This window comes from Massilia sp. FBCC-B171 (genome assembly GCF_059134155.1).
In genome coordinates this window covers 4,245,479-4,259,379 of record NZ_CP101443.1, presented here as the reverse complement: position 1 = coordinate 4,259,379, position 13,901 = coordinate 4,245,479, and the positions used below count along the sequence as shown (strand labels likewise).

Below are 13,901 nucleotides of genomic sequence, written 5' to 3'. Positions count from 1 at the left end.
TACAGTGAGTATCTTTGACATCTTCAAGTCGAAATGGACTGCAAAAGACATGGGCGAAAATGACCGTCGCAGGCTGTTTTGGTACCTCAAACGCAAAAGTAGTTACACGGCGTGGGAGGCCAGAGCGAGGGCATTCGATAATTTTGCCGGGATGTTCGAACTTCAAGTTAAAGAGGAACCGACTTTTTTGGAGCGTGGGGCGAATCCCGAATGGGCAACGCATTGGGATCAATTCTATATACAGGTGCTCAAGGCTCAGGTTTTATACGAACAGGGCCTGTCTCGACTACGGATCGGAGATCGTAGCGTATGGCGTTATTCCGATCGGGGTGTGCTTCATGATGCTCTAAATATCCAGAATTATTGGTGGACTGCTCTTGTTAATCACGGGCCGCAGGGCGACGTTTATTTTCAGGGGAAATACGTCAAGGAAATGACTAAAGCGATCGACGATGCGTCGGTATATGTAAAAGCAACCGCAGGCATCGTGGAGTCGATGCAGGCAGAGCCTCCAGCACATGATTTTTGGAGTGTGGAAGCTATGGATCGTCTCGATCGAACTGTGCCATTTCCAGTAAACCTCCCAGACGTCCCGATCCCGGTAAGAGAAGTAAGTGTTCATACCGGTCAACCCGTTCCCTGCTACGGAATCTTTGAACCGCAGGTGCCTGATGGCTGCATGAACTATTTGTTGGAGGGCGCCTCCGCCCCGAAGGTGGTGAATGTTGACGACGCTGATGGAGGCTTGATCGTTCGTCCCGCAGTATGGCGTCTCATTTGGGAAGACACGCGATATCTCGATGGGACAATACCCGTTGAAGAGAACTGCTACTTTCCGCCCATGGCACCCATGGAGGTCCCGCCCCCTGTGTTTGTTGACCATGATCCGCTTGTGCGGCAGAGCAGCGAACAGATGGCATCCAGGACGGGTTCATGGGCTCTTGCAGACCGACTGGACGTGCGACAACGCTTCCAACGCGGGGACAAGCTACCTCAACATGAAGGACGTGATGTCACTTGGATATGGGTAGGCAAGGACTGAGACGCAGGCGGGCGTTCCGTACAAAACAAGTGAGCTCGCGACGATGGCTTATCAAGAGGCCGCGCTACGTTCACCCCGCCCCCGCATCCATCTGCATCATCCCAAATATATTCCCATCCGGATCCTTGAAGTACGCCAGCCACCCCACCCCAGGAATCGCCATCTTCGGCACGCACAGCATGCCTGCCGCTCCTTGCGCCTTGGCCATCGCCGCATCCAGGTCGTCGACATCCACCGTAATCACAAACGCATTCGGCGACGCCATCGGCCCCGGTGCCGGTCCTGGCCGCGGCAACAGGCCGCCGTTGATGCCGGGCTGGCTGTCCGGTCCCGTCGTGATCATCCAGTATTCGCCAGTATGAAATTTGCTGAACGACCATCCAAATACATTGGAATAGAAATCGATCAGCGCCTGCGGGTTGGTGGCGTGGATTTCGAAATGTACAGCACGTGACATGACGGCTCCTTTCGACGGTTCAGCTTTCCTTGGTTTCGGTGGCGCGGCCCTTGATTGCCGTGCGCTCCGTGCGCGCCGGATATTTCAGCAAGGCTGCGGCCGGGCGCACGGGCCGCCGTACCAGTTCACCGCGACATTTTGGGCAGGTACCCGCAAGTTCGCCTTCGGCGCAGTCGCGGCAATAGGTGCATTCGAAGCTGCAGATGAACGCGTCGCGCGAATCGGGCGCGAGGTCGCGGTCGCAGCATTCGCAGTTTGGACGCAGGGCGAGCATCAGGCTTCCTCCTGCCACGCGTCGTACGTCCCAATACTCCAGATATGCCCGCCGGGATCGCGGCAGGTGAATCCGCGCCCGCCATACTCCTCGTCCGTCAGCGGGACGACGATCGCCGCGCCGGCCCGCACGGCGCGCTCATGCACGTCGTCGGCGTCGTTCACGGTGAGGTAAATCGTCTGGGTCTGGCGCCCGCCGATCTCGTCGGGCTGGGCGAGCAGGGCGCCGTAGGCGGAGTCCGGGCGTACCGAGCCAAGCATGATCATGCCGTTGCCAAAGGAGAGCTGGGCGTGGGCGACCGTGTCGTTCTCGCCATCGACGACCAGGTGGCGTTCGAAGCCGAATACTTCGCACAGCCACTCAATGGCCGCATGGGCGTCGCGGTAGCACAGGCAGGGAGTAACGGTGGCAATCGTGTTCTTCGGAATCACAGGCATCTCAGGCTCCGGTAGCGAAAAGGTCACTCATCCTACACCCGCCCAGGCGCAACATCACATCTGCTGGAACAGGTGCGAATGGTTCCGGCTTACCTCGAGTTCATGCGGGTAATTGCGCACCCGTAGCATCTGGCGTCCGCGCAGATCGCGCGCGACTTCGGCGATGGCGTCCACCCGCACCAGGGTCGAGCGGTGGATGCGCCAGAATTCGTCGGGGTCGAGTTCGTCGGCCAGTTCTTTGAGCGTTTTGCGGATCAGAAGTTCGGCCGTGGCCGTTTGCACCCGCGTGTATTTTTCATCCGACTGGAAAAACAGGATTTCGCGCGTGCTCACCATGCGCAGGCTGCCGCCCACTTGCGCCTGGATCCAGCGCAGGTAGCTGCGCTTGGGCGCCGCGCCCTGCTGGAGCAGGCTGCCCAGTTGCGCCAGCTGGGTGCCGATGTCCTGCGGCTCCTTCTGCAGGCGCTGGCGCAGGCGCTCGCAGGTGGTGGCGAGGCGCTCGGCGCTTACTGGTTTGAGGAGGTAGTCGATCGCGCCTTGCTCGAAGGCGTCGACGGCGTACTGGTCGTAGGCGGTGGCAAATACGATGTGGCAGCGGTCGTACAGCTGGCGCGCGGCTTCGATGCCGCCCATGCCGGGCATGCGGATGTCGAGGAAGACGATCTGCGGCTGGTGGCGCGCGGCCATGTCGACCGCTTCGATGCCGTTCGAGGCGAGGGCGACCACCTCGAGTTCCGGCCACACTTCAAGCAGGCGCGCCCGCAGCTGCTCGCGCATCGGCGCTTCGTCGTCGGCGATCAGGGCTGTTGGGCGGATCATGCACCCTCCATCATCTGGTAGGGAATGCGCACCGAGGCGCAGGCGCCGCCGCCGGGCGGGGCTTCGATCACCAGTTCGGCGCGGGTGCCATACAGCAGGTGCAGGCGTTCGCGGATATTCGCAAGACCCACGCCGTCGTCCGCATGCAGGTCGATGCCGATGCCGTCGTCGCACACGTCGACGATCAGGATGGCGCCATCGACCCGGGCCCGCACCGTGATGGTGCCGCCTTCGATCTTCGGCTCCAGGCCATGCTTGATCGCGTTTTCGATCAGGGTTTGCAGCATCATCGGCGGGAAGGGCGCGCTGCCGAGGAAGTCCGGCACCTCGAAGCGCAGCGCGAGGCGCTCCTTCATGCGCGCTTGCATGATCGCGAGATAGGCGCGCGACAGTTCGAGCTGCTTGCCGAGCGTGGCGCCGCCCGCGGAGCGCATTTGCGGCAGGCTCGAACGCAGGTAGGAAATCAGGTGGGCGTGCACCTTGGCCGCCTCTTGTGGATCGGTCTCGATCAGGCGGCCGATCAGCGCCAGGGTGTTGAACAGGAAGTGCGGTTCGACCTGGGCTTGCAGGGCCGCCATTTGTGCTTCGGTCAGGCGCCGCTCGAGCGTGGCGACCTCGGCCTTCAACGTTGCATCCTTCGCCACCAGGTCGGCACGGCGCTTGCCGCCGGCCAGCACCTTGATGCCGAAGGAAATGAAGATGTACCAGAGCGCCGGTTCCGGCGCGTTTACCAGGACGAAGAAGACGAAGGCGAGCAGCCAGGTGATGGCGAGCTGGCGCCATTCGACGACGGCCAGCCAGTCGAAAAAGGTCCAGCCGAGCTTGCTCGCCTCCCGGCAAGCATCGCGCGTGAAATCCAGGGCCCGGTTGATCTGGCTGGCTTGCATGGTCAGTCCTCGAGCGGGGTGGTCTTGTCGCCGTTGATTGCGAGCACCGCGTATTTGATCGCCAGGAAGATCGCGAACAGCACCAGCGCGGTCGGAATGACGGCGATGGCGCAGGCGGTCAGGATTGCCGCCAGCAGCAGGGCCGGCCAGGGCAGGGCGGAGAAGGTGCGCAGGCCGCCGCGCAGCAGGCGCATGCAGCGCTCGGCGGCATCTTCGAGTTCGGCGGCGAAGGATCGGAAGGTGGTCGTTTTCATGCGTGTGCTCCTCGTATGGAAGGTGAATGGAGACACTTTAATCGCCCTGAAACACCCCGGCGAGCCTACTGCGACGAAGCGCCGATTCCGGGGGCTAACCGGTCGTGCCGGGCGACGAACGGGACAGCGCGCGCTCGTCCCAATAGCGGCGGAGCAAGCCATAGAAGGCGGTATCGGCCTTTTCGCCATGGACGATCCAGCGTTCCGGCATATAGCCCTCCTGGCGAAAGCCGAGGCGTTCGAGCAGGCGCGCCGAGGCCTCGTTGCGCGGATCGATGTCGGCTTCGATGCGGTTCATGTCGAGCGCACCGACGGCGTGGCCGAGCAGGGCTTCCAGGGCCTCCGCCGCATAGCCGCGGCCCCACCAGGCGCTGCCCAGCGCATAGCCCAGTTCGCAGCGGCGGTTCTGCTCGAAGAAGCCGCGCAGGTTGCAGATGCCGATCAGTTCGTCCGTGTCGGCCAGTGCGATCGCATAGCGGTACAGGCCGCCTTCGCGGTAGGCGGCCAGGGCGTCGTCTATCATCGTTTGGGCCTGGGCGAGCTCGGTCCAGGCGCCAACCGACCAGAATCGGACGACCTCGTCGTCGGAAAAAACCCGAAACAGGGCCGGGGCATCGTCCTCGTTGAACGGACGCAGCCTCAGGCGGGCAGTGCTGAGAACGGGTGGCAGGGTGTCGGGCATGGCGGTCCTCCATCGGCATCGCGGTCCCTTACCCGCGATGGTTGAGTTTGCGTTAAATCAAAGGTGTTGGCATTCTTACACTGGCTGCATGCCGGGTGATTTAGCATGCTTGTTTGCCGCCGCTGACTTCGCATATAAGCGAATTGATATGACGGCATTGCGGCCTGCGTTTATATTACCGGATCAGCAGGATCTTTTGCATTTTTGCAACGATCAATATTTACGCCGGCGGCGTGAAGACTTTACATTCGCAGCCCCGGCGTGCACATTGTTATGATTGCCTCATCGTTTTCTGATTCAGACCAAAAACAAGGGAGAGCCTGCATGAACGAGTCCAGACCCGAATCAATGTCTGCCTTCTGGATGCCATTCACGAACAACCGCGACTTCAAGGCCAATCCGCGCCTGCTGGTCTCGGCTGAAGGCATGTACTACAAGGATGTCGACGGCAACCAGATCCTCGACGGCACCGCTGGCCTCTGGTGCGTGCCTTGCGGCCACGCCCAGCCGAAGATCGTGAGCGCGGTGCGCGAGATGATCGGCCAGCTCGATTTCGCGCCGACCTTCCAGATGGGCCACCCGGCAGCCTTCGACCTGGCCGAAAAACTGATGGACTACACCGGGCACAAGTTCGGCCACGTCTTCTACACCAATTCCGGTTCCGAGGCGGTCGATACCGCTCTCAAAATGGCGCTGGCCTACCACAAGGCGCGCGGCGAGGGCGGGCGCACGCGCCTGATCGGGCGCGAGCGCGGCTACCACGGGGTCGGCTTCGGCGGCCTGTCGGTGGGCGGCATCGGCCCCAACCGCAAGCATTTCGGCCCGCTCCTCACCGGCGTCGACCACCTGCCGCACACGCACAACCTGCTGAAAAACGCCTACTCGCGCGGCGAGCCCGACTTTGGCGTCGAGCTAGCGGACGAACTCGAGCGCCTGGTCACGCTGCACGACGCCTCGACCATCGCCGCCGTCATCATCGAACCGGTGGCCGGTTCCACCGGCGTACTGGTGCCGCCCAAAGGCTACCTGAAGCGCCTGCGCGAGATCTGCACCAAGCACGGCATCCTGCTCATTTTCGACGAAGTCATCACCGGCTTCGGGCGCCTCACCACGCCCTTCGCAGCCGATTATTTCGAGGTCGAGCCGGACCTGATGACGACAGCAAAAGGGCTGACCAACGGCGTCATTCCGATGGGTGCGGTATTCAGCAAAAAATTCATCCACGACGCCTTCATGGACGCCCCTGCCGGCATCGAGCTGTTCCACGGCTATACCTATTCGGGCCACCCGGTTGCCTGCGCAGCCGCGCTGGCCACGCTCGAGGTGTTCCAGGACCAGCAGGTGCTGCAGCACGCGAAGTCCGTGCAGGCGTACTGGGAAGATGCGGTGCATGCCCTGAAGGGCCTGCCGCACGTGATCGACATCCGCACCATTGGCCTCATCGCCGGCATCGAGCTCGAACCGATTCCCGGCAAGCCGGGCGTGCGCGCCTTCCAGGCTTTTAAAAAGGCCTTTGCCGACGGCATCCTGATCCGCACCACGGGCGACATCATCGCGCTGTCGCCGCCCCTCATCCTTGAGAAACAGCACATCGACGAATTGTTCGGCAAGCTGGCTAACGTACTGAAGACCCTGGACTAGAAGAGACAACACATGAACCAACTTGAACTCAGTTGCCCCGTTATCGGCCACTTCATCGGCGGCCAGGTCGTCGACACGGCGGGCGAGCGTTATGCCGACGTCTTCAACCCGGCGCTGGGCGAGCCATGCGCGAAGGTGACGCTGGCCAGCGTCGACGAAGTCAATGCCGCGGTGTTCGCCGCGCAAGCCGCCTTCCCGGCCTGGGCCGCGACGCCGCCGCTGGCGCGCTCGCGCATCCTGTTCAAATACCTGCAGCTGTGCCAGCAGCACACCGACGAATTCGCGGCCATGATCACGCGCGAACACGGCAAGACCTTCAGCGACGCCCAAGGCGAAGTCGCGCGCGGGATCGAGATCGTCGAATTCGCCTGCGGGATTCCGCAGCTATTAAAAGGGGAGTTCACCGACCAGATCGCGCGCGGCATCGACGCCTGGTCGATGCGCCAGCCGCTGGGCGTGGTGGCCGGCATCACGCCGTTCAACTTCCCGGTCATGGTGCCGATGTGGATGTTCCCGGTGGCGATCGCCTGCGGCAATACCTTCGTGCTGAAACCGTCGGAACGCGATCCGTCGCCCTCGATGCTGCATGCGCGCCTGCTCAAGGAAGCCGGGCTGCCGGACGGCGTCTTCAACGTGGTGCAGGGCGATAAGGTGGCGGTCGATGCGCTGCTCGACAACCGCGACGTGCAAGCCATCAGCTTCGTCGGATCGACCCCGATCGCCGAATACATCTATGCCCGCGGCAGCGCCAACGGCAAGCGCGTGCAGGCCCTGGGCGGCGCCAAGAACCACATGGTGGTCATGCCCGACGCCGACATGGACATGGCGGTCGACGCACTGATCGGCGCGGCCTACGGCTCGGCCGGCGAGCGCTGCATGGCGATCTCGGTGGCCGTGGCCATCGGCGACGCCGGCGACAAGCTGGTGGCCACGCTGGCCGAACGCACGGCCAAGCTGAAAATCGGCGAGGGCATGGGCGCGGGCATGGAGATGGGGCCGGTGGTCACGCAGGCAGCGCGCCAGCGCATCGAACGCCTGATCGGCGAAGGCGTGGAGCAGGGCGCCACGCTGGTGGTCGATGGGCGCGGCCACAAGGTCGAAGGCTATGAAAATGGCTTCTTTGTTGGCGGCACCCTGTTCGACCATGTGACGCCCGAGATGAGCATCTACCAGGAAGAGATTTTTGGGCCGGTACTGTGCGTGGTGCGCCTGCCGGACGTCGGCAGCGCGGTCGAGCTGATCAACGCCAACGAATACGGCAACGGCGTGGCCGTGTTCACGCGCGACGGCGGCGTTGCGCGCGAATTCGTGCGCCAGATCCAGGTCGGCATGGTCGGCGTGAACGTCCCGCTGCCGGTTCCGATGGCCTTCAACAGCTTCGGCGGCTGGAAGCGCAGCATGTTCGGCGACCACCACGCCTACGGTCCCGAAGGCGTGCGCTTCTACACCCGCCACAAGGCGGTGATGCAGCGCTGGCCGAATACCGCAAGCTCCGGCGTCGAGTTCGCGTTCCCGCAGATGAAATAACCCGCATCGATAACGTTCGCATCTCGCGAACGTTATCGGAGGGGTAGGGTGGGCACCCCGTGCCCACGCGGTGATACGCGCAGCAAGATCAGCCGCACCACAAATCGAAGGGCAAGCAGCACCACAGCAGCACCCGCATGAAGCAGTCGAACACCAGCACTCCAACAAAAACCAGGGATGCACATGATCGAGACTCTCCAGCACCTGCCGCCGGCCGCCGACTCGCACGGCGCGCTCGCGGCGCAGTTCACGGACCTGGCGCCGCCGTTGACAAGCCGCCAGGCAGCCATCGAAGCCGCGCGCTGCCTCTACTGTTACGACGCCCCCTGCCAGCGTGCCTGCCCCACAGGCATCGACGTGGCCAGCTTCATCCGCAACATCCACGACCAGAACATCAACGGCGCCGCCGTCAAGATCCTGCAGCAGAATATCTTCGGCGGCAGCTGCGCGCGCGTCTGCCCGACCGAGATCCTGTGCGAAGACGCCTGCGTGCGCAATCACTTCGCCGAGCGCGAGCCCGTCAAGATCGGCCTGCTCCAGCGCCACGCGGTCGATAACGCGCGCTTCGACGGCCATCCCTTCGCCCGTGCTCCATCGACCGGCAAGACCATCGCCGTGGTCGGCGCCGGCCCGGCAGGCCTGTCCTGCGCGCACCGGCTTGCCATGCTGGGCCACGAGGTCGTCGTCTTCGAGAGCAAGCCGAAAGCCGGCGGCCTGAACGAGTACGGCATCGCCAAGTACAAGCTGCCCGGCGAATTTGCGCAGCAGGAAGTCGACTTCCTGCTTTCGATTGGCGGCATCGACATTCAGTACGGCCAGGCTCTCGGCGACAACCTGCAGCTTCACGACCTGCATGCGCGCTTCGACGCCGTCTTCCTGGGCATTGGCCTGGGCGCCAGCCGCCGCCTCGGCCTCACCGGCGAGGATGCGCCCGGCCTCATGGCCGCCACCGACTACATCGCCGCGCTGCGCCAGGCCAGCGACCTGTCCCTGCTGCCGGTGCCGCGCCGCGCCATCGTTATCGGCGCCGGCAACACGGCGATCGACATGGCGGTGCAGATGAAGCGTCTCGGCGCCGACGAGGTCACCCTGGTCTACCGCCGCGGTTTCGACGCCATGAGTGCGACCGGCCACGAGATCGAGATCGCCAAGCTGAACTTCGTGCGTATCAAAACCTGGGCCTCGCCGCTGGAAGTGCTGGTCGACGATGCGGGCCGCGTGGCCGGCATGCGCTTCGAGGAAACCCGCATGGACGAGGGCAGGCTGGCGCGTACCGGCGCCTTCATCGAAATTGCCGCCGATGCCGTCTTCAAGGCGATCGGCCAGGCGATGGCGGCGCCGTCCGAATTCGACACGCTGGCCCAGGGCCTGTGGCAGGAAGGCGAACGGATCGCCGTCGACGGCGCGCTGCGCACCAGAGTGCCCGGCATCTACGCCGGCGGCGACTGCGTGGCGCCCGGGCAGGACCTGACGGTGCAGGCGGTCCAGCACGGCAAACTGGCCGCGCTGGCGATCCACAACGACATCCTGGAGGGGGCAGCATGGCCGACCTGAGCATCGATTTCTGCGGCATCAAGAGCCCGAATCCCTTCTGGCTGGCCTCCGCGCCGCCCACCGACAAGGCCTATAACGTGGTGCGCGCCTTCGAAGCCGGCTGGGGCGGCGTGGTGTGGAAGACGCTGGGCGAAGATCCGCCGGCCGTCAACGTCTCGTCGCGCTATTCGGCCCACTACGGCAAGAACCGCGAAGTCATCGGCTTTAACAATATCGAACTGATCACCGACCGCAGCCTGGAAATCAACCTGCGCGAAATCACCGCCGTCAAGAAGGCCTGGCCCGACCGCGCGATGATCGTCTCGCTGATGCTGCCCTGCGAAGAGGCGCCATGGGCGGCGATCCTGCCGCTGGTGGAAGCGACCGGCGCCGACGGCATCGAGCTCAACTTCGGCTGCCCGCACGGCATGCCCGAGCGCGGCATGGGCGCGGCCGTGGGACAGGTACCCGACTACGTGCAGATGGTCACCAGCTGGTGCAAGAAGCACACCCGATTACCCGTCATCGTCAAGCTCACGCCGAACATCACCGACGTGCGTGCGCCGGCACGGGCCGCACTGGCCGGCGGGGCGGACGCGGTCTCGCTAATCAACACGATCAATTCGATCACCCATCTCGACCTCGATACCATGGTCGCCTTCCCGCAGGTGGGCGGCGCCAGCACCCATGGCGGCTATTGCGGTTCGGCCGTCAAGCCGATCGCGCTGAACATGGTGGCCGAGATCGCGCGCGATCCGATGACCGCGGGCCTGCCGATCTCCGGTATCGGTGGCATCGGCAACTGGCGCGACGCGGCCGAATTCATCGCCCTCGGCGCCGGCTCGGTGCAGGTGTGCACGGCGGCGATGCTGCATGGTTTCCGCATCGTCGAGGAAATGAAGGACGGCCTGTCGCGCTGGATGGACGAGAAGGGCTACGCGAATATCGCCGCCTTCTCGCGCAAGGCGGTGCCGAACACGACTGACTGGAAATACCTGGACATGAATTTCCAGACCATCGCCCATATCGACCAGGACAAGTGCATCGCCTGCGGCAAGTGTTTTGTGGCTTGCGAAGACACCTCGCACCAGGCCATCGGCCGCTCGGTGCTGGAAAACGGTGCCCGCCGCTACGAAGTGATCCGCGACGAATGCGTGGGTTGCAACCTGTGCGAAATCACCTGTCCGGTCGAGTCCTGCATCACGATGGTGCCGCAGGAAACCGGCAAGCCCTATATGAACTGGACCCAGGACCCGCGCAATCCGCGCGCGGAAATCCAGCCGGTGTTGAGCATCGTGGGCACGGTGGCGGCGATCGAAACGGCCTGAGCGGGGGCGGGTAGTTGCGGGCGGCCAGCCGCCGGCAAGTGCTCGCGACTGACATTTTGTTTGCGCTACACTGGGTTGCACCAGCAACCGCAACCTGTTTGGAGAAACCCGCTTGGAGAATCCTACCTTGACGCAACACCCCGTCAACACCGAACTCTGGAATCACGACCTGGCGCCGACCAGCGCCGCCCAGCGCACCTGGCGCTGGTACCACTTCGCCGCGCTCTGGGTCGGCATGGTGATGTGCATTCCCGCCTACACGCTCTCGGCCAGCCTGATCGAAGCCGGCATGTCGGGCTGGCAGGCGGTCTGGACGGTCTTCCTGGCGAATGCCATCGTGCTGCTGCCGATGCTCCTGATCGGCCACGCCGGCACCAAATACGGCATTCCCTACGCGGTGCTCGCACGCGCCTCTTTCGGCACTTCCGGCGCCAAGCTGCCGGCCCTGATGCGGGCGATCGTCGCCTGCGGCTGGTACGGCATCCAGACCTGGTTCGGCGGCAGCATGATCTACACGCTGCTGGGCGTGATGGCCGGCCATCCGGTGGGCGGCGAACCGATTGCGGGACTTGGCATCAACCTCGGCCAGCTGCTCTGTTTCCTGGCCTTCTGGGCGATCCAGTTCTATTTCATCGTGCACGGCATGGAATCGATCCGCAAGCTTGAGACCTGGACCGCCCCTTTGAAAATCGCGATCTGCTTCGTGCTGCTCGGCTGGGTGCACAGCAAGGCGGGCGGCTTCGGCCCGCTGCTCGACCAGCCTTCGCAATTTGTCGAAGGCGGCAAGAAAGCCGGCCAGTTCTGGGCCACCTTCTGGCCGTCGCTCACCGCCATGGTCGGTTTCTGGGCCACGCTGGCCCTGAACATTCCCGACTTCACGCGCTTCGCCAAAACCCAGCGCGACCAGATCATCGGCCAGACCATCGGCCTGCCGGTGCCGATGGGTTTATTGGCGGCGCTGGCCGTGATCGTGACCTCGGCCACCGTCGTCCTGTACGGCAAGGCACTGTGGGATCCGGTCGATGTCGCCAGCCGCATGACGGGCATCGCGGTGCTGATCGCCTTGATCGTGCTCCTGATCGACACCGTCAGCGTGAATCTCGCGGCCAACCTGGTCGGCCCGGCCTATGACTTCTCCGCGCTGGCCCCGAAACAGATCAGCTACCGCACCGGCGGCTACCTGACGGCCGGCATCGCGCTGGTGATGATGCCCTGGAAGATCCTGGAGACGACCCAGGGCTATATCTTCACCTGGCTGATCGGTTATTCGGCGCTGCTCGGGCCGATCGCCGGCATCATGATCATCGACTACTACTTCATCCGCAAGACCACGCTCGACGTCGACCAGCTGTACCGGAACAAAGGCATCTATTCGTATGGCAGCGGCTGGAACGTCGCGGCGATCGTCGCGTTTTGCCTGGGCGTGGCGCCGAACATCCCGGGCTTCCTGAACGCGGCCTTTCCGGCCTCGTTCCCGGACGTCGGCGCGACCTTCAAAACCATCTATACCTATGCCTGGTTCGTGGGCGTGCTGATTTCCGGCCTTGCCTACGGCCTGATGATGAAAGGGCGCAGCGTGCCTGCACTGCACCCGGCTGCCAATTCCTGACCTACTGGAGATGTCCATGACGACGATTATTCGCGGCGGCACCATCGTGAACGCCGACCGCGCCTTCCGCGGCGACGTGCTCTGTTATGGCGACAAGATCGTCGCCGTCGGCGAGCAGCTGGACGCCCCCGCGAACGCCACCGTCATCGATGCCAGCGGCCAGTACGTCATGCCGGGCGGGATCGACACCCACACCCACATGCAGCTGCCCTTCATGGGCACCGTCACCGCCGACGATTTCTTCACCGGCACCGCGGCGGGGCTGGCCGGCGGCACCACGACGATCATGGACTTCGTCATTCCCGACCCGAAGCAGTCGCTGATGGAGGCCTACCACACCTGGCGCGGCTGGGCGAGAAAGTCGACCGGCGACTACACTTTTCATGTTGCAGTGACCTGGTGGGATGAGTCGGTGCATGCGGACATGGGCACCCTGGTGCGCGAGCATGGCGTGAACAGCTTTAAACACTTCATGGCGTATAAAAACGCGATCATGGCCGACGACGAAACGCTGGTAAAAAGTTTCAGGCGTGCGCTGGAACTCGGGGCGATCCCGACCGTGCATGCGGAAAACGGAGAGCTGGTCTATCAATTGCAGCAGGAGCTCCTGCAGAAGGGCATTACCGGCGCCCGCGCCCATCCGCTGTCGCGTCCACCGGAAGCGGAGGCCGAAGCGGCGAACCGCGCGATCGCCATTGCGAACGTGCTCGGCACCCCGGTCTACATCGTCCACGTGTCCTGCGCCGAATCGCTCGAGGCCATCACCCGCGCCCGCGCCAAGGGACAGCGCGTGTATGGCGAAGCGCTGGCCGGGCACCTGGTGATCGACGACAGCGTGTACGCCAGCGAAGACGAAGACTTCGTGCGCGGCCACGTGATGAGCCCACCGTTTCGCAGCCCGCACCACCAGCAGGCGCTGTGGCAGGGCCTGCGCGGGGGGAATTTGCACACCACCGCGACCGACCACTGCACCTTCTGCGCCGAGCAGAAAGCGGCCGGCGCGGACAACTTCACGCGCATCCCGAACGGCTGCGGCGGCGTCGAGGAACGCATGGCGGTGGTCTGGGACGCGGGCGTGAATTCCGGTACCTTGACCCCGTCCGAATTCGTGCGCGTCACCTCCACCAACGCGGCCCAGATTTTTAATATGTACCCGCGCAAGGGCGTGATCGCCGCCGGGGCCGACGCCGACATCGTCGTCTGGGACCCGAACGGCACGCGCACGATCTCCAGTACAACCCAGTTCGCGAAAGGCGGCTTCAACGTCTTCGAAGGGCGCACCGTGCGCGGCATCCCGACCCACACGGTCCACGCCGGCAAACTCGTTTTCGAGCGCGGCGAGCTGCGCGCGGAAGAGGGCGCCGGCCGCCACATCGACCGGCCGGCCTTCGCGCCGCTGTAAACCGCCAAC

At 63.9% G+C, this 13,901-nt stretch carries 14 protein-coding genes; 7 read left to right on the top strand and 7 right to left on the bottom strand.

What is annotated here, in order from left to right; translation table 11 throughout:
• Positions 1–4 precede the first annotated feature (4 nt).
• A complete protein-coding gene (locus NMB41_RS19310) occupies positions 5–1,042 on the top strand; it encodes an Imm71 family immunity protein (protein WP_494379420.1) in 1,038 nt (345 codons plus the stop codon).
• 70 nt (positions 1,043–1,112) lie between these two features.
• Here NMB41_RS19310 and NMB41_RS19305 read toward each other — a convergent pair whose 3' ends face one another.
• From NMB41_RS19305 to NMB41_RS19275, 7 genes are all read right to left on the bottom strand, one after another.
• Positions 1,113–1,499, bottom strand: a complete 387-nt coding sequence (locus tag NMB41_RS19305) for a VOC family protein (RefSeq protein WP_494379419.1) — start codon at positions 1,497–1,499, stop codon at positions 1,113–1,115.
• Between the two features lie 19 nt (positions 1,500–1,518).
• The gene (locus NMB41_RS19300; RefSeq protein WP_494379418.1) at positions 1,519–1,773 is read right to left on the bottom strand and encodes a DUF1272 domain-containing protein; all 255 of its coding nucleotides are present in this window, start codon (positions 1,771–1,773) and stop codon (positions 1,519–1,521) included.
• On the bottom strand, positions 1,773–2,210 hold the full coding sequence (locus NMB41_RS19295; RefSeq protein WP_494379417.1) for a VOC family protein: 438 nt from the start codon (positions 2,208–2,210) through the stop codon (positions 1,773–1,775). Before NMB41_RS19295 ends, NMB41_RS19300 begins: the two co-directional genes overlap by 1 nt.
• Before the next feature lie 54 nt (positions 2,211–2,264).
• Positions 2,265–3,029, bottom strand: a complete 765-nt coding sequence (locus NMB41_RS19290) for a LytR/AlgR family response regulator transcription factor (RefSeq protein WP_494379416.1) — start codon at positions 3,027–3,029, stop codon at positions 2,265–2,267.
• Positions 3,026–3,916, bottom strand: coding sequence for a sensor histidine kinase (locus NMB41_RS19285; protein WP_494379415.1), 891 nt, complete (start codon positions 3,914–3,916; stop codon positions 3,026–3,028). The genes NMB41_RS19290 and NMB41_RS19285 overlap by 4 nt, the downstream gene beginning before the upstream one ends.
• A gap of 2 nt (positions 3,917–3,918) precedes the next feature.
• Positions 3,919–4,170, bottom strand: coding sequence for a hypothetical protein (locus tag NMB41_RS19280; RefSeq protein ID WP_494379414.1), 252 nt, complete (start codon positions 4,168–4,170; stop codon positions 3,919–3,921).
• Positions 4,171–4,264: 94 nt separating this feature from the next.
• Entirely contained in the window at positions 4,265–4,852 is a 588-nt protein-coding gene (locus tag NMB41_RS19275) for a GNAT family N-acetyltransferase (protein ID WP_494379413.1), read from the bottom strand.
• A 324-nt stretch (positions 4,853–5,176) separates the two neighbouring features.
• Here NMB41_RS19275 and aptA point away from each other — a divergent pair, with 324 nt between their 5' ends.
• The 6 genes from aptA (at position 5,177) to hydA (ending at position 13,892) form a co-directional block, all read left to right on the top strand.
• Positions 5,177–6,493 (top strand): omega-aminotransferase AptA, encoded by a 1,317-nt coding sequence (gene aptA / locus NMB41_RS19270; protein ID WP_494379412.1) that lies wholly within the window; start codon positions 5,177–5,179, stop codon positions 6,491–6,493.
• 12 nt (positions 6,494–6,505) lie between these two features.
• Entirely contained in the window at positions 6,506–8,020 is a 1,515-nt protein-coding gene (locus tag NMB41_RS19265) for a CoA-acylating methylmalonate-semialdehyde dehydrogenase (RefSeq protein ID WP_494379411.1), read from the top strand.
• 183 nt (positions 8,021–8,203) lie between these two features.
• Positions 8,204–9,574, top strand: coding sequence for an NAD(P)-dependent oxidoreductase (locus NMB41_RS19260; RefSeq protein WP_494379410.1), 1,371 nt, complete (start codon positions 8,204–8,206; stop codon positions 9,572–9,574).
• Complete coding sequence (gene preA / locus NMB41_RS19255; RefSeq protein WP_494379409.1) at positions 9,562–10,881, top strand: NAD-dependent dihydropyrimidine dehydrogenase subunit PreA; 1,320 nt, start codon at positions 9,562–9,564, stop codon at positions 10,879–10,881. Before NMB41_RS19260 ends, preA begins: the two co-directional genes overlap by 13 nt.
• Positions 10,882–11,008: 127 nt before the next feature.
• Positions 11,009–12,490: an NCS1 family nucleobase:cation symporter-1 gene (locus NMB41_RS19250; protein WP_494379408.1), complete on the top strand. Its 1,482-nt coding sequence runs from the start codon at positions 11,009–11,011 to the stop codon at positions 12,488–12,490.
• 16 nt (positions 12,491–12,506) lie between these two features.
• A complete protein-coding gene (gene hydA / locus NMB41_RS19245; protein ID WP_494379407.1) occupies positions 12,507–13,892 on the top strand; it encodes a dihydropyrimidinase in 1,386 nt (461 codons plus the stop codon).
• Positions 13,893–13,901 lie beyond the last annotated feature (9 nt).

What these genes read in the sequence shown, in the direction of transcription:
- NMB41_RS19265 (WP_494379411.1), top strand. Translation starts at nt 6,506, where the DNA reads ATGAACCAACTTGAACTCAGTTGCCCCGTTATCGGCCACTTCATCGGC.
- preA (WP_494379409.1), top strand. Translation starts at nt 9,562, where the DNA reads ATGGCCGACCTGAGCATCGATTTCTGCGGCATCAAGAGCCCGAATCCC.
- NMB41_RS19305 (WP_494379419.1), bottom strand. Translation starts at nt 1,499, where the DNA reads ATGTCACGTGCTGTACATTTCGAAATCCACGCCACCAACCCGCAGGCG.
- NMB41_RS19300 (WP_494379418.1), bottom strand. Translation starts at nt 1,773, where the DNA reads ATGCTCGCCCTGCGTCCAAACTGCGAATGCTGCGACCGCGACCTCGCG.
- NMB41_RS19290 (WP_494379416.1), bottom strand. Translation starts at nt 3,029, where the DNA reads ATGATCCGCCCAACAGCCCTGATCGCCGACGACGAAGCGCCGATGCGC.
- NMB41_RS19285 (WP_494379415.1), bottom strand. Translation starts at nt 3,916, where the DNA reads ATGCAAGCCAGCCAGATCAACCGGGCCCTGGATTTCACGCGCGATGCT.
- aptA (WP_494379412.1), top strand. Translation starts at nt 5,177, where the DNA reads ATGAACGAGTCCAGACCCGAATCAATGTCTGCCTTCTGGATGCCATTC.
- NMB41_RS19260 (WP_494379410.1), top strand. Translation starts at nt 8,204, where the DNA reads ATGATCGAGACTCTCCAGCACCTGCCGCCGGCCGCCGACTCGCACGGC.
- NMB41_RS19280 (WP_494379414.1), bottom strand. Translation starts at nt 4,170, where the DNA reads ATGAAAACGACCACCTTCCGATCCTTCGCCGCCGAACTCGAAGATGCC.
- NMB41_RS19295 (WP_494379417.1), bottom strand. Translation starts at nt 2,210, where the DNA reads ATGCCTGTGATTCCGAAGAACACGATTGCCACCGTTACTCCCTGCCTG.
- hydA (WP_494379407.1), top strand. Translation starts at nt 12,507, where the DNA reads ATGACGACGATTATTCGCGGCGGCACCATCGTGAACGCCGACCGCGCC.
- NMB41_RS19275 (WP_494379413.1), bottom strand. Translation starts at nt 4,852, where the DNA reads ATGCCCGACACCCTGCCACCCGTTCTCAGCACTGCCCGCCTGAGGCTG.